Origin of the sequence: Acinetobacter sp. Leaf130 (assembly GCF_001423205.1) — a bacterium.
In the GTDB taxonomy this organism is placed as follows: Bacteria; Pseudomonadota; Gammaproteobacteria; order Pseudomonadales; family Moraxellaceae; genus Acinetobacter; species Acinetobacter calcoaceticus.
The window spans coordinates 459,245-476,636 of sequence record NZ_LMOE01000001.1; the positions used below are offsets into that span (position 1 = coordinate 459,245).

Here is a 17,392-nt window from a genome sequence, read left to right on the forward strand (position 1 = left end):
TCGGGGCTTTTTTTATGGGTTTGATTCTATTAAATTCACGTTATAATTTGATTTTTATTATGCTTTATTTAATTTATGGCTTTTACGATTGCATCACCCATTACGTTTGAAGAAGAAATTAAAAAAAGTAGATTTCAAGCTATCGCTGCACCAGTAGAAAATGAACAGCAAGTTAAAGAATTTTTAGAACAAAACAAAGATATCTCGACAACTCATCAATGCTGGGCATGGAAAATTGGCCATAATGTTCGCTTTAACGATGATGGTGAACCTTCAGGAACAGCAGGTCGTCCAATCTTGGCAACCATTGAAGGGAATGACCTAACTAATATTATTGTAATGGTTAACCGCTGGTATGGTGGAATAAAGCTAGGGACCGGCGGCCTTGTAAGAGCATACGGTGGCTGTGCTGGGCAATGTTTGCTATTGGCTGAGCGTATTGAACTCATTGCAAAGAAAACGATTTATTTTTCCTGTCACTTTAATGAATGGGCCATATTTCAATATGAGCTTACTCAACAACAAATTGAATATCAGGAAACCTATACTGCAACGGGTGTAGATATCGAAGCAAGGCTACAAATACATCAAATTGAACCACTTGCCTTAAAACTCAGAGATGTAACGCGTGGTCGTGAAGAATTAAAAATTGAGGAAGAATTAACTGATGACTGATTCCTTACTCAAATATCGGGAACAACATAAGCACCGTTTAAATTATATGCCATGGTTATATTGGACTTTAAAACCTAAAAATCGTGTTTGGGCCGAAGAGTGGCAACAAGAATATCAGGCTTATTTGATGGAGATGGAAACAGTTGAGATTGGTAAAAACTGTTTTATCTCGCCCTTAGCTCACATTTTTGCTGAACCGGGACGAAAAATTATTATTGGTGATAATTGTTTTATTGCAGCAGATTGCAGTTTGCATGGGCCCCTGGAAATTGGTAATGAGGTCGCGATAAATCATCATTGTATTTTAGATGGGGGGCGAGCCGGCATAAAGTTGCATGATCAGGTCCGTATTGCTGCATATTGCCACTTATATGCATTTGATCATGGCATGCAGTTAGACCGTCCACTTTACCAGCAACCTGTCACTTCCAAAGGAATTGAAATTGAGCAGGACGTTTGGTTGGGTGCACATGTGGGTATTAAAGATGGTATTAAAATAGGTAAGCATGCTGTGGTGGGCATGAATAGTATGGTGACCAAAGATGTGGAACCGTACCATATTGTAGGTGGCAACCCCGCAAAATTTCTTCGTTTAAGGGAATAATTCAGTCTCAAGAATGTAATAAGATGTTTGATCTTTAAACAAAAAAGTTGATTTTTATACATAAACCTTAACATACGAATTTTTATCTATGTTAAGTTAAAGCTAAGTTTTAAGAATAATCTCCAAGGCAAAAGACCTGAAGAAGAGAGGCTGACATGAACCGTGTTATTGCGTGTATTGACTCATCACCGTGTATTAATGCTATTGCCGATGCAGCAGCATGGGTTGCTAAAGCAACCGGACGAGAACTTGTATTATTACAAATTCTAGACTATTACCCTGCAAGTTATCATCTTGGTGAAATTAGTGGAGTAATTGGCTTTGAAAGCAATGCAATGCTGCTAAAAGAGTTAGCTGAGCTGGAACAAAAACAAAGTGAACTCGCTTTAGACTATAGCAATAATTTACTCCGTCATATTTCTGATCTTATTAAAGAAAAACACGATATTACGTGTTCAAAAATTCAAGAAAAAGGTGATTTTTTAGAGCAAAGTTTTAATCTCTTGCATGAAAATGACATCGTGATTTTAGGTCGAGTCGGGGAAAGAGCTGCCGAAAAACAGAAACCAATTGGTAGTAATGTTGAAAATTTTATTCGTGGAGCCAACTGTACTGTTTTGACCATTGGTGAAAACTTTAAAATACCGACACGATTTATTTTCGCCTATGAATATTCACCAACTTGTCAAAAAATGATGCGCCGCATTGCTCAAAGTGATTTATTGCGAACACTGCAATGTCATTTGGTTTATGTCGGTGATCACCCAGAAGTACTCAATGAACCTGAGCATTACCTTAAACAAGCGGGTATAGATGTAGTGACCGTATATCGCTATGGTGATGTTGCACAAAATATTTTAGAGTACCAACAAGAACATGGTATTCAAATCATTGTGCTAGGCGCATTTAGTCATAGCAAAATTCATCAGTTCTTCTTGGGAAGTATTGCAACAACCGTATTCCGAAATGCGACTGTACCATTGCTAGTAGCTAAATAATTAGATTTGCATATAGTTATCCGCAAATCTTGTGGATAACTATATGGAAAAGCAACTGTAATAAAAGTAATTTATTGATTATAAATAATAAAATAAAAAAGACGATTTTTTAACCATTATTTCACAATTGCAATTGCGAAGCCATCATGGCCTTTTGAGCCAACTGTTTGTAATGCTGTACAAGACAAGATTTGTGGATGGTTTTCGAGTGCTTTAAACATCTCACGGATGCCTTCAATACTTGGTTTTTTATTATCTGGATTTAAAATATCACCTGCGCGAATCACATTATCAAGCACAATAATTGTACCTGATCTGGAAAATTTCAGGCTCAATTCTAAATATTCCGGATATCCCTGTTTATCTGCATCAATGAAAATAAAATCAAAAGGCTCGATAGATTGAGGATCAATCTCAGAAAGAATATCTGCGGCACGGCCAGTTTTAAGTTCAACTTTTACAGGAAGATTCGCATGGTCGATATTTTTTTGTGCCATTTCTGCGTGAGTGTCGCGGCCTTCTATGGTCAGTAAATAACCATCTTCAGGTAAGGCACGGCCTAACCAAATTGTACTATATGCAGCAAAGGTTCCAATCTCTAAAACTCGTTTGCATTTATTCATCTGAATAAGCATCTGCAAGAACATTCCTTGGTTAGGAGCCACTGCAAGATGATTTGAGAAGCCGTGTTCATCGGTATTTTTTAATGCATATTCGAGTCGCGGGTCTTCGGGAATTAAATGTGAATCGATATATTCGTCAATGTCTGTCCACATCTGCTGCATAATCAAATTTACCTATATGTTGATAGGGGTATTTTAAACGTTTATGCCTAGAGTGCAAAAATCTTCGTTTGAAGAAATTTTGGTTGATTATTGAATGAGCAAATTAATTTTTCTGAGTTACCGACCCAAATTAAACAAGGAGTATAAAAAGGTTCATTTCTTGCTTATTTTTATCAATGTGTAGTTAGGGATGTATAAATGAGAATTACGTTGTGTGCTTTTACAAGTGTAGATTTTGAAGAGGGTATTGAGGTTTATTGTTCAGCTTTTAGTAATGAGCCATGGAATGAGCAGTTTGATGATTTAGAACCAATTAGAAAATATTTTGAGAGATATTTTCAATATCCATCTTCTTTTGGCTTTTGTGCAAAATGGGGAAACCAATTAATTGGTGTAGGAATGGGGCATATTCATCCCACTATACAAGGACTTCGTTATTATCTAGATGATTTTTTATTCATCCCCCATATCAGGGAAAAGGAGTTGGCTCTAAGCTTTTAAAGTATATAGAAGGAAAGTGTAGAGAAAATAATATAGAAACCATTGTTCTGCACACGTTAAGAGCATCTATTTCCGAAGATTTTTATAAAAAGCATGGCTTTAAAAACCGCTCAAAACTCATCTCTTTAGCCAAACGTTTGTAATGGGTTTAAGTGAAAACTCCTTTCGATTGAAAGGAGTTTTTTAATTTAAAAATTACACATCGAACTGCTTCGAGTTAAATCGGGACCCCAAGTACGATAGCCTTGAGTATCGATATGAATTTGTCCAGAGCTATATAAACCAATACCCATATTTAAGCTTTGGCCATGCTGAGCCCAGAATTGGCAGAGTTTAAATTTGGTATTTTCAATAAATGCGTAATCTTGAGCTTGTGGAAACTCAGGACCAATACGGAAATCAATTGCAGAGTTAAATAAATGCTTAGAAGAGCTTGCGCCACCAGCACATTCATTTAAAGGTAAATCTCGGTAAACCGAGGTTACTTCAAAGTCGGTTAAAACTTTTGATGCAACTAAATATTTAAATACGCGTAGGGTTGATAAAGAATTTCCCCAAAGTTCGCGATTAGGCACAGCATATTCTGAACGCCCACATTTTTGCCAATCACGTGCTGAACGTAATAACTCAAAACTTGGCACAATACCCGCGACATTATTTCGGGTTAAGAATTTTTCGTATTCACGAACACGTTCGTAATTTTCACCAGAACTTAACCAACCTCGATAAGATGTAGGCTCAACTTTAGGGGGAATCGGGCGCTCGATAATAACGCGCTCTTGTGGAATAAAGATTCGTTTACCACTTGGAGAGGTTTTGCCTGTTGTTGTGTGTTGGGGAGAGCTGACACAACCTACCATAACCGCTGGGATTATGCATAAGGGCACCATACTCTGCAAAAACTTCCGCATAAGAAAAATTAAGCACTTACTAAATATTGCGGCTATTTTAATGCAAAACAGTGCACAAATTACGAGGAATTTGCAATGAAATGTTTGAATAGGGTATAAAAAAAGATCAGCGGTTGCTGATCTTTTTTGAAATTACTTTTCAAGATATTGTAATTTATCAGGTTTGCCGTTCCATTCTTCACGGTCAGCCGGTTGATCACCAATTTGAGTAATGTTAGGCCATTTTTGAGAAAGGTCAGCATTGAGCTCAATAAACACTTCTTGACCTTCTGGTAACTCATCTTCAGAGAAAATTGCATTTGCCGGGCACTCTGGTTCACATAATGCACAGTCAATACATTCATCCGGATTGATCACTAGGAAATTCGGACCTTCGTAAAAACAGTCTACAGGACAAACTTCTACGCAATCTTGGTATTTACATTTAATACAATTTTCAGTGACAACAAAGGTCATGGCGACAGCTACCTAAAAAATATGGTTTCATTTCGAATAGCTTATTTTAGGCAAAAAAGGGGTAAACAAACAATTGCTTTTATTGATATTCTTTATTCATGCATATGAAGATAAGTTAATACGTTGATAATAAAACGGATCTTCCATCCTTAAGATGTGTTGGTTTATAAAATCAAAATAATAATATATTTTATAAAACAATTACTTAAAAAATATTTCCTTTAAATATCCAGATGTCATTTAAGTCAAGCCATCTATTTTATTAAATGCCTTAATTTCTCATTTTTCTTTTACAAATTTTGATTTTCTGCTTTTTTTGTTGAAAATCACTGAAATCTGTAGAACTAAAGGGTACAGAACAAATGGATATCTTCAGGTTCTAATTGCCAAAGTTGTTGATCTGGAGCACTTAGAGGTTGTGCGCCATGCTTGATATAGAAGTCTACAGTGCGCCGACTTGGGGTCGCCGAAATATACAGTTGTTTTGCACTGAGTTGATTGGCGGACTCTTTTGCGGCTTGCATAAGTTTGGCACCAATGCCTTGACCTTGTTGGTCTGCATCGACATAGAAATAGTGGAGTAATTTCGCGTGAGGGTAATCCGCTATAAGTTGATTTGAGACTACACTCACACCAACCAGTTTTTCAGAAGCATCAAATGCGCCGACAAATATTGAACCTTGTTCAAAGAGCTGTTTCAGTTTAGGTGGGTCATTTTCTAAATGATATGAGTCCCAATGTTGTACATCAAAAAAACAATCAACTAATTCTAGATGTTGCTGTTTTTGTATGTAGTTTTGAGTAATTAGTTCACGGCGGCTAATTTGCTGCCAAATAAGATCGATTTCTGAATATTGCAAAGATCTTAAGATCATATAAATATTATTCTCCGAGATGAATAAGCAGACCTAAGCCTGCTTATTCAGACGTGATTTATTAGGATTTTAGTGCAGCTTTTAACTCGTAGAGCTGCTCAAGCGCCTGACGAGGCGATAAGTTATCGACTTCAATTTGCTTAAGTAAATCTAGAGCAGGGGATGAAACCTCTATTTCGACAACTTTCTCTATGATTTGTGAACCAGCGTTCGCATCTGGTGGCGCAAACAAATCATTTTGAAAGCTCGTTTGTAGATGTTGCTGCTGCTGTTTTTCTAAAATACGTAAACGTTTTTGAGCTTCTTTAATCACATTGGCAGGAATACCCGCTAATTTTGCGACCTGTAAACCATGACTTTGGCTTGCAGGACCTTGCTGAACTTTATGCAATAAAATCAGGTTGCCGTTAAGCTCTTGCGCCGTGACATGGTAGTTATCAATTCCTGCTTCACCACCAAGTTCAGTCAACTCGAAATAATGCGTGGCAAATAGACATAAACATTTGACGCGTTTGGTTAAATCAACCACACATGCCCATGCTAAAGACAAGCCATCATAGGTACTGGTTCCGCGGCCAACTTCATCCATCAAAACAAGAGATTGATTAGTCGCATGATGCAGAATTTGAGAGGTTTCTGTCATTTCAACCATAAAGGTCGATTTGCCTGTAGATAAATCGTCGGCTGAACCAATACGAGTGAAAATACGATCGATTGGACCGAGTTTGGCTGCTTTGGCTGGAATATAACTGCCACAGTAAGCCAATAAACTAATTAATGCCGTTTGACGCATGAATGTTGATTTACCGCCCATGTTTGGGCCGGTAATGATTGCCATGCGATGTTGACTATCAAGAAAAGTATCATTTGGTGTAAATGGTGCTTTATTTAATGCTTCAACTACAGGGTGACGGCCTGCCTGAATTTTAATGCCCGTTTCTGGAGTAAATTCAGGACGCGCCCAATTGTTTAAGCGTGCTTGATGAGCAAAGTTAGCAACCACATCAATTTGAGCAATTGCTGAACTCATCATTTGTAGGTGAGCAATATTTTCACGAAGGTTTTCAAGCAAAGCTTCGAATAATGCTTTTTCACGTGCTAAGGCACGTGATTCGCTCGACAGGACTTTATCTTCAAAACTTTTTAACTCAGGGGTAATGTAGCGTTCAGCATTTTTTAAAGTCTGGCGACGGATATAGTCGGCTGGAGCTTGTTCTGCTTGGGCACGAGTGAGTTCGATGTAGTAACCACTTACACGGTTATAACCGATTTTAAGTGTGTTAATGCCAGTACGTTCACGCTCTTTAATTTCTAAATCAATGAGGAATTGACCTGCGTGATCGCGAATTTGGCGTAATTCATCGAGGTCAGCATCGTAGCCTTCTGCAATTACATTGCCATCACGAAGTAATACAGGTGGGTTTTCAACAATAGCTGCCATCAAATGTTGATGAAGCGCTTTAAAATCACCAAGTTCTTGATCAAGTTGAACTAATAATTTGGATTTTTTCGCTTGAATGACGGGAGTTAATGCCGTTCTTAACGCTGGAATTTGTGCACATGCATGACGAAGCTGTACTAAATCACGTGGTCGCGCACTGCCCAGTGCAACACGACTAAGCACACGCTCAATATCACCAATTTCTTTAAGGACCAAACGAACTGGGCTTTCATGATATCCCTGAATTAATTGCTCAATGGCATCTAAACGAGCATCGAGTAATGCGGTATCACGAACAGGTTGCATCAGTGTACGGCTTAATAAACGTCCACCCATTGCAGTTTGGCAGTCATTTACCAGTTGGAATAATGACGTTCCATGTTCAAATAATGGTTCAATAATTTCTAGGTTACGACGTGTGATTGGGTCAAGCGCAATAAAGTCTGTGCTTTGTTCAAGTTGAATTGAACGAATATGCGGTAATGCAGTTTTTTGTGTTTCTTTTGCATAGTGAATGAGTGCAGCGGCAGCAGCTTTGGCTAAAGGTAATGGATCTAAACCAAAACCTGAAAGCGTTGATACCGTAAACTGGTCACATAAAGTTTTTTGTGCATTATTTTGATTGAAGTCTACATTCGGGCGTTTGGTAACGGGACAATCTAAGTGCTTTTTAATTTGTTCGATAATATTCGTGTCGACCAAGTCTTCATCAATCAAGATTTCACTTGGCATTAAACGCGCAAGTTCGATAGGCAATTGTTCTGGCTTGTAATCTTGTTGTTGAACTTTAAAAATGCCTGCACTTAAGTCGAGTAAAGCAAAACCAATCTGATTTTGATGTATGCATAAAGAGACTAGGTTAGATGATTGATAACTGCTGAGTAATGCATCATCAGTTAACGTACCCGGAGTAAGAATACGAACAACTTTACGATCAACCGGACCTTTACCTGTCACTTCTCCAACTTGTTCGCAAATGGCTACAGTGCGCCCAGATTTGACAAGACGTGCAAGATAACCTTCTGCCGCGTGATAGGGAACACCCGCCATTGGAATAGGTCGCCCACTGGCTTTGCCACGATGGGTTAAGGTGATGCCTAAAAGTTTGGCTGCTAAATGAGCATCTTCAAAGAAGAGTTCATAAAAGTCACCCATACGATAAAACAGCAACGCATGTTGATAGTCCGTTTTGACTTTGAGATATTGCTGCATCATAGGTGTATGAGAAGATAAGTCAGCCATGATTTCAGCGCTATTCATGCGTATTAAACCCTTAAAAAATCAATAATATTTTACGTTTGGTCATCTAACCAATTTCAAGTCTTTTAAAAATGAACGTCATTCAAGAAAAGAACACAATTGGATGAACTTTGAGAATTGGCAGCCATAGTATAAAGCGAATTGGAGTCTCTCCAGATGTGTAATGGTAACAAATTTGAGTTATTGAAAAAAAGAGTTGTTGAGCATCGGAATATAAGACCAATAAGTTGACTTCAAATCGTGGCTTAAGTGGTCTGAGGTCAAGTTTTTTTAAAGATACTTAAGCAATATGGTTTGCGTAACTTCAATCAAATACTGAAATATTTCGAATCAGCGTATGAGTTGCCTACATCATTCATCGTCTCGCACAAAAGTATGCTGAATATAAATAGAGGAGTCATTCATGGGTACGCGTTCAACCATTATGGATACCAATAGCTTTCGTCCAGAGCATGCTGCTGAGCTGGACCATGCTACCCGCAAACTGACCGATAAAAGAAATAAAATTTTAGGTGAATCCTATCGCTTATTTTATCGTAATCCCGTGCATCTGGTGAAAGGACAGGGGCAATATTTATGGGATGCAGCAGGTCATCAATATCTGGATGTTTACAACAATGTTGCCAGCATTGGTCATTGTCATCCTGCGGTGATTGAAGCGGTAAATGAGCAAATGAAAATGCTCAATACACATACGCGTTATTTACATGAAAATATTTTGGATTATACCGAAGAACTCTTGCAAACCACGCCTGATGAAATTGACCGTGCCATGTATATGTGTACGGGTTCGGAAGCTAATGATCTGGCGATTCGTATTGCCCGTGAATATAGCGGCGGTATGGGAATTATTGTGTCTCAAGAGTCGTATCATGGCACCAGTAGTTTAACGTCAGGATGCTCTCCAGCGCTTGGAACTGAACAACCTTTAGATGATACAACTCGTCTAGTTCCAGCGCCTGATTATTATCGGATACAAACTGATGATTTAGGCGAATGGTTCGCACAGCAGATTCAACAGCAAATTGATGATATGAATGCAAAAGGCATCAAGTTTGCAGGTTTTTTAGCGGACTCAATATTTTCTTCTGATGGTGTAATGCCTAATCCTGTTGGATTCTTACAAAAAGCGGTTGATGTCGTGCATGCCAATGGCGGAATCTTTATCGCCGATGAAGTACAACCGGGTTTCGCGCGCACTGGCGATTCTTTCTGGGGCTTTGGTCGTCACAATGTTGTGCCTGATATCATTACCACAGGTAAACCAATGGGCAACGGGGTACCTGTGTCAGGGCTTTTAGCCAAGAGTGAAGTCCTTGCTGCTTTTAGCGATAAAATTCCATATTTTAATACCTTTGGTGGTAATCCTGTTTCTATGGCGGCAGCACAGGCTGTACTTAAAGTCATTCAGGAAGAAGAATTGCAAACCCATAGCAAATATGTGGGAGGGCTACTTCTAAAAGAACTCACTAAACTTATGGATAAACATGAGATGGTGGGCGATGTCCGTGGCGCTGGTCTATTTATAGGATTTGAACTGGTTAAAGATAGAGCCACAAAAGAGCCGAATAAAGCATTAGCTTTGAACCTTATTGAAGAGCTCAGAAATACTCATCGAGTTTTAACCTCAGTTGCAGGCCCTTATGGCAACGTATTGAAATTGCGCCCACCTTTGGCTTTCCAAATAAAAGATATCGATTGGTTAGTTGGTGCTTTAGATCAAGCCTTAACAAAATTAAAGTAAGACCTTCTATAAAAAATACCCTTCAAGTTGGATGTTAAATCTAATTTGAGGGGTATTTTTTGTTCAATTATCTTGCAGCTTTAGATGTTATCTCGAATTGCTTAAATAATAAAAAGGCCTTTATTCAAGGCCTGTATTTGCGATGTTTTAGTGTCTTAATTGACGTGGTGTAACACCAAACCAGCGTTTAAATGCACGTGATAGAGCACTTACTTCTGAATAACCTAACAGGAATGCCATTTCTGAAATTGGAATATTTTTCTGTTTAATATAATGTTCGGCCAATTCACAACGAACCTGATCAACTAAATGGGTAAAGGTGAGTCCTTCATTTTTTAAACGGCGGGTAAGGGTGCAACTGCTTAAACCAATATCATGAGCAATTTTTTCAAGGTTTGGTTCACCTTCACTCAGTTCAAGCTGGATGTGAGAGCGTACCTGATCTGCAAGACTTTGATTTGGTGAAGAGCGATTGAGTAAGAGCAGTGTATCTAGAATCACTGTTAACAAAATAGAATCACGCCCCGGCATAGTATGCTGGACGTCTTTTTTTGAAATGATGATGGAGTTAAATGGTTGATCAAAATAAACAGGCGCGTTAAATAATTTGCTGTGTTCTTGCCAGAATTCAGGTCGAGTATGCTCAAAGTGAATCGCGCGTGGTGAATAATGAGGGCCCATCACTTCACGGATCACATTCATAAACATGCCCATAGTCAGTTCTGCATCTTGGCGGCGAGTTAAAATCGCGCCATGTTGAACTTGATAATCTATTCGCCAGCTATCTCCCAAATCGACCATTCGATTGAGTGTATCTTTCTGATGCAAATAAAAATTATTGGTCATGTTCATCAGTGCAGATTCTAATGTGTTTGAACAAAGACCAATGTACCCAATGAGCCCCAATGATTTGGGTTGAAACTGTTGACCATAATGCAGGCCAAAATTATCACAACCTGAAACCAGTGCTGCCTGTTCTAGCACCTTGCAATAATTGGGGAGTTGTAAGCTCAAAGTTGGGCTAATTAGAAGTTCAGGATTAATACCACTAATTCCTAAAACACGATCAACATCTGCACCTTTTTGACGAATAAACTCGCTTAATCCAGAGGCAGCTGCAGACAATACACCTTGATTACACATAGTTGAATCGACAAGAGGGGCTGGATTGAGATGTAACATGGCAAGGTCTCATGATATTTATTCCTAACTATCATTAAGCAAAAGCCATACCAGTTTTTATTTGAGTTTATGATTTTGTATAATTAAAAATCATTATAAAACAATAATATATGTAGTGTTGTTTTAATTTTTATCTTTGATCAATTAAGGAGACATCAATAATTGTATTTTGGATTGGGTGGCGAACTAAAAGAAGGCAGAAAGTGCTTCAGATATAGGCACAAAGAGCAGAACTAAAACAAGAAATGAAGCGGCTTCTCATGCTTACAATATGTTTTGTAGGCATGAGAAAATAAGTGAATGATTAATTTTTTGTGGTTTTCGCCGTTTGCGTGCCATAACTTAAACTGGCCATTGAGGGTCTAAATTGACCTGTATTGGCATCGCGGCCTTGTAATAAAAACTTAGGATTGGCTTGACCATAGCCCTGCACAGCCTGCTGAGAAAACTTTCCGATATCAGAACTTGGACTGCGCAATCGATTGATAATCAGTACTTTCTGAGTCTCCGCAAAATCTTGCATCATATTTTGATCGCCTTCACTGTCACCTGCGATAAAAATTGGCCCGTAACCATATTTAGAGACTAAAAAACGCTGGATGGTTGCGGTTTTGCCTTTACCTTGAGTTTGCGCATAGCCATGACGAAATTCGGGCAAAATTCGATTTTGTGCATCTCGTTCTAATTCCATCGCGTAGGCATTTTTTTCATTAATGTTATAGCCGATCTCTGGATTAGAAATAATTTCTTTAATCACATCAATAAAAGATGCCGAGCAGACATATACATCAATGCCATTGTCCTGAAAGGCCTTAAATAGATTTTGCATTTCACGGTATGGTCTTAAACCATTTTCCCAAGTGGTTTTCACAACGCCTGCTTGGCCAGAAAGTGCTACGGGAGAGGTCCATGTCACAGGTCCAATCGGTTGCTGCATTTGCCAAGCCACCGTTGCTTTCACCAAATTACGGACTTGTTGTTCGGTAAGCCCAGTAAATAAATAAGTGACCCATGGATATGCGACTTCATGATCAAACGTGTCTCCAATCGCCGCATATAGATATCTCATTTTAGTAATGAAATCGAGATAATGCGGATCTTGTTTAATTTGATCCAGACTTTGCTTACCTTTTAGACCGCTATAGTGGTGATAAAGCCATGTGTAGCTGGCAATAATATCTGGGGCAATTTTATCAATATTGACGGCTTCGCCTTGTTGGTTATTGTAGGCCGCGTCAAAATTTTGCGAGCTAATTCCTTTACGAATAATTTGATTAAGCTGCTCTGGCGTGACATTAAACGCTAAGTGTTCAAGTTGATAAATTAAAGTGGCTTCTTCGATGTCTAAAAATACTGAGGTATTGTCAAAGTCAGTGACAATATACGGACGTTTGTCAGAATTGTAGTTTGGGCTGTCTTTTCCATAGGTAGCAATCAATTGATTAAGTTGGTCAAAGTTAAAAGCGTCCCATTGACCTTTTTGTATATATTCTTTTTGGGGAATAGCGACTGGGGGAGATGCGCTTTGCAAAGGGTTGTAGTTACATGCGCTTAGCGCAATCATACTTGCCAGACTACTGGTGAGTAATAGTGCTTTGGCAACTCGGCTCAGTTGATGGGTAGCTTGCATAAACCCTTCCTTTAAATTCTATAAAATTTAAAAACTAAAAATTGGAAATGAGGGAAAAGCGATCTAAATCACTTTTCAAATTCCTACAGGCATTTGTCCGGTTAAATATTTTTTACAGAGACGCACAGTTTCATTGGACCATTGATCGCCAAGACTTTGAGCCATTTCTGTTTGTGCGTGAGAACCATTCCAAGCCATCATTTGAATACGGCGTTGCATGATAAAAGTTGGGATCATTTCATATTCTTCTGACTGAATATGACCTACACGTTCGTAGCCTTTTAACCAGTGATCAACCCATTGAGGCGCATTTGCATAATGTTCATTGAAGCTAATCGCAGCGGCGAGGTCATGCATAAACCAGCTCATTCCACAGTCATCAAAATCGATCACGCCAATACGTTCTTGTTGTAGTAATAGATTGGTTAAACGCAAATCGGCATGAATCAGGCCATAACGTTCCTGAGTTTTGCCAAAAGAATTTAAATCTTTCGCGATTTGTACAATGGCTTCTTCGATAACGCCGTGATCTTGTTGTCTCAAGTGAGGTGCATTTTTCCAGTTTCCCCAGTGACCATCTGCACCGACCATGGTTTCATGGTTCCACACAATACGTTGAAAGTTTTCAGGCGCTTGCCATGTTTTGCTATGTACGTGCAACTTTGCGGTAATTTGTCCTAATTGCTCAAATGCAGTGGGGTCAACTTCAACAGTCGGCATATCGCCCTCAACCCAGTTGAAAAGGACTGCATAACGATAAATATCATTCGATAGTTTCAAGGTAATTACGCGTTCACCCGATTGATCTGCAATCGCAACAGGAACTTGAATACCACTCGCATTTAAAGCATCTAACCATTCAAGCTCACTTTGTATATCGAGTTTGCTGTGATAGTTGGGACGGTGAATTCGAAGTGCATATCGGGCAGATCCAGTCGAAACTTGATAGGTTGCATTTTCAGACTGACACAGTAGTTTGACCTGTCCTTGATAGTCTGATGGATATTGCTTAATTGCTTGTTCTGCCAGTATTTGTAATTGAACTTGGCTTAAAAATTCATTTTGTTCTACAGACATAACCCATCTCCTCAATTTAATTTTTAAACACGTTTCGTGTTGAGATGCCGTCGATCTTATAAAAGAAAAAATGAATCAACTTGACTTCAAGTGGTCGGGGAGATGTTTTGCTGTCAAGTTTTATGAATATCTTTTGCGCAACTATTGATGGTGTAAATTTAGTCGATAAGGCAATACGGCAATGAAAGAGTCAGAATTAAGTGTAGATGTTGGCGCTCTACAACAGGACGCAGAGTATTTTGCAAAACGTCAGTTAAAAAAGGGGGCAGTAGGTTGGTTACTTTTGGTGGGACTCGGTGTTTCCTACGTTATTTCGGGTGACTTTGCTGGTTGGAATTTTGGGCTGGCACAAGGTGGATGGGGCGGACTCTTTATTGCAACAGTTATCGTCGCGTTTATGTATCTCTGCATGAGCTTTGTGATGTCTGAGATGTCAACGATGTTGCCCACTGCTGGCGGTGGCTATAGTTTTGCCCGTGTTGCATTTGGTCCTTTTGGAGGATATCTCACAGGGACTGCGATTTTAATTGAATATGCAATTGCACCTGCTGCGATTGCAGTATTTATCGGTTCATATTGCGAATCATTATTTGGCATTGGCGGTTGGGCTGTTTATTTAATTTGTTATTTAGTTTTTATGGGCATTCATCTGAAAGGTGCAGGTGAAGCGCTTAAAATCATGTTTGGAATTACCGCCGTTGCTTGTATTGCACTCGTTGTATTTATCGTTGCGATGCTTCCACATTTTGACAGTGCACGTTTGTTTGATATTCCTGTCAGTTCTCATGCAGGTGCGAGTAGCTTTTTACCGTTTGGCTATATGGGAATATGGGCAGCAGTACCTTATGCCATCTGGTTTTTTCTTGCAGTTGAAGGGGTGCCACTGGCTGCCGAAGAAGCAAAAGATCCAGTACGTTCATTGCCACGAGGCTTGATTGGTTCAATGTTGATATTGGCATCGTTTGCGCTTTTAATTTTATTTTTGGGCGCAGGCGCTGCGGGTTCAAATGCTTTAAAAAATTCGGGAGCACCTTTGGTTGATGCGCTGATTGCGGTGTATGGTCAGCACACATGGTTGGCAAGCTTTGTTAACTTTGTCGGTCTTGCTGGACTTGTCGCAAGTTTCTTCTCAATTATTTATGCCTATTCACGTCAGATCTTTGCACTGTCGCGTGCGGGATATTTGCCAAAAAACCTATCGCTTACCAATGAAAATAAAGCGCCATATTGGGCCATTATCATTCCTGGCATTATTGGGTTTTTACTTTCTTTAACAGGTGAGGGTGACTTACTCATTTTAATGGCAGTATTCGGTGCAACAATTTCTTATGTTTTGATGATGCTTTCACATATCAAATTACGCGTATCTCGTCCTGAGTTACCACGCCCTTATAAAACGCCTGGTGGGGTTTGGACGTCTTGTATTGCCTTGATTCTTGCCGCCGTTGCTGTAGTTGCAGGGTTAATGGTGAATCCGAAAGTTTGGTTATTGGCTGCACTCATTTATGTCGGATTTATACTTTATTATCTGTTATATAGCCGTCACCATTTGGTTAAAGGTACGCCTGAGCAAGAGTTCGCCATGATTGATGACTGATTTTTATAGTAATAAGAATAAAGAGGTTTCGGCCTCTTTTATTTGTTCTTTTTTCTAAGCATTTCCAGATTTGAAATTTTTTTATTTTTAAATAGATTGTACTTTTTTATCTCATTAAATCAGTTATCTATAAAAACTAATAAATGAATTAATTTATTCAAGATCAAGTTGATTATCGTCTTTCGTAATTTTAATTTTTAACTTTTTATATTTGCGTTTATTGGGATCAATTGCAGAATTTATGACCTCATCTGAGAAAGAGGCGCATAACATTAATTTTGCGTATGCACGGTAGCCTATTAAAATTCTACGTAGCGGATAGTCTGTTCTTGAAGAATAATATTCGATTCGCGAGTTAAGCTCTTGTAGCAGGGTCTGTTCGGCCATTCGAGTAATTTTCTGTAAGTGGTTCATTGCAGCATATAGAGATTTATCTAATCAAAGAAGGGTTATTTTCACTAATATGAAATTTGGAAAATTAAACACTAATATTGCGTATTTAAATATCCTAAACATATAAATTATTTTTTATTACCTGTAAATTTAAGCAGATACACTAAAGCCATAATACATTGATAAATGGTAGAAAAGTTACGGGTAACAACTCTTTTTAGAGCAACCGATCTATGTGTGCTATAGTCAATTTCGATTAATAATTGGCATTAAAATGGATATCTGTATTGGCGGCATACTTGATGGTCAAAAAAGAAAGAATGATCAGACTCATTTCAAAGTAGACAACCATTATTCTGATCATGGTTCTCAATACAATAAAGAGTATTTTCATTTAGATGGGCAACTTCATTCATTTTGGATAAGTGAAGAACTTGACTTCTATGAAGCACAAAAAAGAGCTGAATTAATACTGAATACGAAACTTTTAGTTACCTAAATTAAAATAAATAATTTATTATAAAAGAGGGTGGGCTTTTGAAGCTATCCTCTTCATTAGAATAAAATTTAAATATTTTGTAGATTTAATTTTTGAAATTTATAAATACATAACTATTCATGAATATATTATTTTATCCTGTAATCTAAAGAAAATAATTTAGTTTGGATTGTAGGTGTCTATATGGGAGATAAATTGATTGAAAAAGATAAACTTTTAAATTATCTTGCCCAAAAAAATGCAGAGAAAGAAATAGAGTGTGAGTGGTTGAGGAATATCATTATTCGGTTAATTGATGAGCTTGAAGATAACCGCTTACAAGCACAGCTAATTCGACAAGTAAATGAAGAACTCATTTTATTAATACAAACACATGTCGATCCAGATTTTAATTCAAAAGATTTAAGTAAATTTAAAAATTAATTGGTTTTTGAGTTTTTAAAGGATCTGATTGGAAGATTTGTTTATAAAAAATTAATATGAAAGAAGCCCAAAAATGGACTTCTTTCATATTAATTGAAATTTTATCTTTTTATTTATTTTTTTCTTCATTATTTTTAATTGGTGAAGAGTCTTCTGATTCAGATGGCTGGGCTGGTTTTTCAACTTTATCCTCATTTGGTTTTGGATCGGAGTCATTTTGGTTCTGAGTTGCTTTTTTTGAAAAGTCTTTAAAATCAGACATTTTAAGCTTCTTAATAAGAGTAGTGAAGTTTGATAGTATACCTTTCACTCAGTTACATTACGGTAGTTATGGGAGTGGT

Annotated in this window: 19 protein-coding genes; 9 read left to right on the top strand and 10 right to left on the bottom strand. The window is 38.1% G+C overall.

Annotation, left to right across the window (positions count from 1 at the left end):
- The first annotated feature begins 75 nt into the window (after window positions 1-75).
- From ASF86_RS02000 to ASF86_RS02010, 3 genes are all read left to right on the top strand, one after another.
- Window positions 76-675 carry an IMPACT family protein gene (locus tag ASF86_RS02000; protein WP_009388838.1) on the top strand — a complete coding sequence of 200 codons (600 nt, stop codon included), beginning with the start codon at window positions 76-78 and terminating at the stop codon, window positions 673-675.
- A complete protein-coding gene (locus ASF86_RS02005) occupies window positions 668-1,279 on the top strand; it encodes a chloramphenicol acetyltransferase CAT (RefSeq protein WP_045435838.1) in 612 nt (203 codons plus the stop codon). The genes ASF86_RS02000 and ASF86_RS02005 overlap by 8 nt, the downstream gene beginning before the upstream one ends.
- A gap of 155 nt (window positions 1,280-1,434) precedes the next feature.
- Window positions 1,435-2,277, top strand: coding sequence for a universal stress protein (locus ASF86_RS02010; protein WP_003650844.1), 843 nt, complete (start codon window positions 1,435-1,437; stop codon window positions 2,275-2,277).
- Window positions 2,278-2,393: 116 nt separating this feature from the next.
- Here the strand turns inward: ASF86_RS02010 and ASF86_RS02015 are convergent, their stop codons facing one another.
- Window positions 2,394-3,062, bottom strand: a complete 669-nt coding sequence (locus ASF86_RS02015) for an O-methyltransferase (protein ID WP_056478888.1) — start codon at window positions 3,060-3,062, stop codon at window positions 2,394-2,396.
- A gap of 198 nt (window positions 3,063-3,260) precedes the next feature.
- On the opposite strand from ASF86_RS02015, the gene ASF86_RS02020 reads away from it, so the two are divergent.
- Window positions 3,261-3,563 carry a hypothetical protein gene (locus ASF86_RS02020; RefSeq protein WP_227508769.1) on the top strand — a complete coding sequence of 101 codons (303 nt, stop codon included), beginning with the start codon at window positions 3,261-3,263 and terminating at the stop codon, window positions 3,561-3,563.
- Window positions 3,564-3,568: 5 nt separating this feature from the next.
- Window positions 3,569-3,706: a hypothetical protein gene (locus tag ASF86_RS19925; RefSeq protein ID WP_264753230.1), complete on the top strand. Its 138-nt coding sequence runs from the start codon at window positions 3,569-3,571 to the stop codon at window positions 3,704-3,706.
- Window positions 3,707-3,751: 45 nt separating this feature from the next.
- Here ASF86_RS19925 and ASF86_RS02025 read toward each other — a convergent pair whose 3' ends face one another.
- The 4 genes from ASF86_RS02025 to mutS all read right to left on the bottom strand — a co-directional run bounded on the left by ASF86_RS02025 (window position 3,752) and on the right by mutS (window position 8,506).
- Window positions 3,752-4,474: a D-Ala-D-Ala carboxypeptidase family metallohydrolase gene (locus ASF86_RS02025; protein WP_198078827.1), complete on the bottom strand. Its 723-nt coding sequence runs from the start codon at window positions 4,472-4,474 to the stop codon at window positions 3,752-3,754.
- 132 nt (window positions 4,475-4,606) lie between these two features.
- Complete coding sequence (gene fdxA / locus ASF86_RS02030; RefSeq protein WP_003650851.1) at window positions 4,607-4,930, bottom strand: ferredoxin FdxA; 324 nt, start codon at window positions 4,928-4,930, stop codon at window positions 4,607-4,609.
- A gap of 344 nt (window positions 4,931-5,274) precedes the next feature.
- On the bottom strand, window positions 5,275-5,805 hold the full coding sequence (locus ASF86_RS02035) for a GNAT family N-acetyltransferase (protein WP_056478894.1): 531 nt from the start codon (window positions 5,803-5,805) through the stop codon (window positions 5,275-5,277).
- Window positions 5,806-5,866: 61 nt separating this feature from the next.
- A complete protein-coding gene (mutS, locus tag ASF86_RS02040; protein ID WP_056478897.1) occupies window positions 5,867-8,506 on the bottom strand; it encodes a DNA mismatch repair protein MutS in 2,640 nt (879 codons plus the stop codon).
- A gap of 403 nt (window positions 8,507-8,909) precedes the next feature.
- On the opposite strand from mutS, the gene ASF86_RS02045 reads away from it, so the two are divergent.
- The gene (locus tag ASF86_RS02045) at window positions 8,910-10,250 is read left to right on the top strand and encodes an aspartate aminotransferase family protein (protein ID WP_056478900.1); all 1,341 of its coding nucleotides are present in this window, start codon (window positions 8,910-8,912) and stop codon (window positions 10,248-10,250) included.
- 147 nt (window positions 10,251-10,397) lie between these two features.
- Here ASF86_RS02045 and ASF86_RS02050 read toward each other — a convergent pair whose 3' ends face one another.
- The 3 genes from ASF86_RS02050 to ASF86_RS02060 all read right to left on the bottom strand — a co-directional run bounded on the left by ASF86_RS02050 (window position 10,398) and on the right by ASF86_RS02060 (window position 14,139).
- A complete protein-coding gene (locus tag ASF86_RS02050) occupies window positions 10,398-11,432 on the bottom strand; it encodes an AraC family transcriptional regulator (RefSeq protein WP_056478902.1) in 1,035 nt (344 codons plus the stop codon).
- Window positions 11,433-11,736: 304 nt separating this feature from the next.
- Window positions 11,737-13,062 (bottom strand): hypothetical protein, encoded by a 1,326-nt coding sequence (locus tag ASF86_RS02055; RefSeq protein ID WP_005041758.1) that lies wholly within the window; start codon window positions 13,060-13,062, stop codon window positions 11,737-11,739.
- Between the two features lie 75 nt (window positions 13,063-13,137).
- Window positions 13,138-14,139: a phosphotransferase enzyme family protein gene (locus tag ASF86_RS02060; RefSeq protein ID WP_056478904.1), complete on the bottom strand. Its 1,002-nt coding sequence runs from the start codon at window positions 14,137-14,139 to the stop codon at window positions 13,138-13,140.
- A 181-nt stretch (window positions 14,140-14,320) separates the two neighbouring features.
- Here ASF86_RS02060 and eat point away from each other — a divergent pair, with 181 nt between their 5' ends.
- Window positions 14,321-15,736 (top strand): ethanolamine permease, encoded by a 1,416-nt coding sequence (gene eat, locus ASF86_RS02065; protein WP_056478907.1) that lies wholly within the window; start codon window positions 14,321-14,323, stop codon window positions 15,734-15,736.
- A 153-nt stretch (window positions 15,737-15,889) separates the two neighbouring features.
- Here eat and ASF86_RS19830 read toward each other — a convergent pair whose 3' ends face one another.
- Complete coding sequence (locus ASF86_RS19830) at window positions 15,890-16,123, bottom strand: hypothetical protein (RefSeq protein WP_003650898.1); 234 nt, start codon at window positions 16,121-16,123, stop codon at window positions 15,890-15,892.
- A 280-nt stretch (window positions 16,124-16,403) separates the two neighbouring features.
- On the opposite strand from ASF86_RS19830, the gene ASF86_RS02075 reads away from it, so the two are divergent.
- Both ASF86_RS02075 and ASF86_RS02080 read left to right on the top strand, forming a co-directional pair.
- Window positions 16,404-16,628 (top strand): hypothetical protein, encoded by a 225-nt coding sequence (locus tag ASF86_RS02075; RefSeq protein ID WP_056478911.1) that lies wholly within the window; start codon window positions 16,404-16,406, stop codon window positions 16,626-16,628.
- A gap of 183 nt (window positions 16,629-16,811) precedes the next feature.
- Window positions 16,812-17,051 (top strand): hypothetical protein, encoded by a 240-nt coding sequence (locus tag ASF86_RS02080; protein ID WP_003650908.1) that lies wholly within the window; start codon window positions 16,812-16,814, stop codon window positions 17,049-17,051.
- 109 nt (window positions 17,052-17,160) lie between these two features.
- Here the strand turns inward: ASF86_RS02080 and ASF86_RS19765 are convergent, their stop codons facing one another.
- Entirely contained in the window at window positions 17,161-17,313 is a 153-nt protein-coding gene (locus tag ASF86_RS19765) for a hypothetical protein (RefSeq protein WP_003650910.1), read from the bottom strand.
- Window positions 17,314-17,392 lie beyond the last annotated feature (79 nt).

What these genes read in the sequence shown, in the direction of transcription:
- ASF86_RS19765 (WP_003650910.1), bottom strand. Translation starts at nt 17,313, where the DNA reads ATGTCTGATTTTAAAGACTTTTCAAAAAAAGCAACTCAGAACCAAAAT.
- ASF86_RS19830 (WP_003650898.1), bottom strand. Translation starts at nt 16,123, where the DNA reads ATGGCCGAACAGACCCTGCTACAAGAGCTTAACTCGCGAATCGAATAT.
- ASF86_RS02075 (WP_056478911.1), top strand. Translation starts at nt 16,404, where the DNA reads ATGGATATCTGTATTGGCGGCATACTTGATGGTCAAAAAAGAAAGAAT.
- ASF86_RS02050 (WP_056478902.1), bottom strand. Translation starts at nt 11,432, where the DNA reads ATGTTACATCTCAATCCAGCCCCTCTTGTCGATTCAACTATGTGTAAT.
- ASF86_RS02010 (WP_003650844.1), top strand. Translation starts at nt 1,435, where the DNA reads ATGAACCGTGTTATTGCGTGTATTGACTCATCACCGTGTATTAATGCT.
- ASF86_RS02045 (WP_056478900.1), top strand. Translation starts at nt 8,910, where the DNA reads ATGGGTACGCGTTCAACCATTATGGATACCAATAGCTTTCGTCCAGAG.
- ASF86_RS02015 (WP_056478888.1), bottom strand. Translation starts at nt 3,062, where the DNA reads ATGCAGCAGATGTGGACAGACATTGACGAATATATCGATTCACATTTA.
- ASF86_RS02080 (WP_003650908.1), top strand. Translation starts at nt 16,812, where the DNA reads ATGGGAGATAAATTGATTGAAAAAGATAAACTTTTAAATTATCTTGCC.
- ASF86_RS02000 (WP_009388838.1), top strand. Translation starts at nt 76, where the DNA reads ATGGCTTTTACGATTGCATCACCCATTACGTTTGAAGAAGAAATTAAA.
- ASF86_RS02025 (WP_198078827.1), bottom strand. Translation starts at nt 4,474, where the DNA reads ATGCGGAAGTTTTTGCAGAGTATGGTGCCCTTATGCATAATCCCAGCG.
- ASF86_RS02005 (WP_045435838.1), top strand. Translation starts at nt 668, where the DNA reads ATGACTGATTCCTTACTCAAATATCGGGAACAACATAAGCACCGTTTA.
- mutS (WP_056478897.1), bottom strand. Translation starts at nt 8,506, where the DNA reads ATGAATAGCGCTGAAATCATGGCTGACTTATCTTCTCATACACCTATG.
- fdxA (WP_003650851.1), bottom strand. Translation starts at nt 4,930, where the DNA reads ATGACCTTTGTTGTCACTGAAAATTGTATTAAATGTAAATACCAAGAT.
- ASF86_RS02060 (WP_056478904.1), bottom strand. Translation starts at nt 14,139, where the DNA reads ATGTCTGTAGAACAAAATGAATTTTTAAGCCAAGTTCAATTACAAATA.
- ASF86_RS02035 (WP_056478894.1), bottom strand. Translation starts at nt 5,805, where the DNA reads ATGATCTTAAGATCTTTGCAATATTCAGAAATCGATCTTATTTGGCAG.
- ASF86_RS02055 (WP_005041758.1), bottom strand. Translation starts at nt 13,062, where the DNA reads ATGCAAGCTACCCATCAACTGAGCCGAGTTGCCAAAGCACTATTACTC.
- eat (WP_056478907.1), top strand. Translation starts at nt 14,321, where the DNA reads ATGAAAGAGTCAGAATTAAGTGTAGATGTTGGCGCTCTACAACAGGAC.
- ASF86_RS02020 (WP_227508769.1), top strand. Translation starts at nt 3,261, where the DNA reads ATGAGAATTACGTTGTGTGCTTTTACAAGTGTAGATTTTGAAGAGGGT.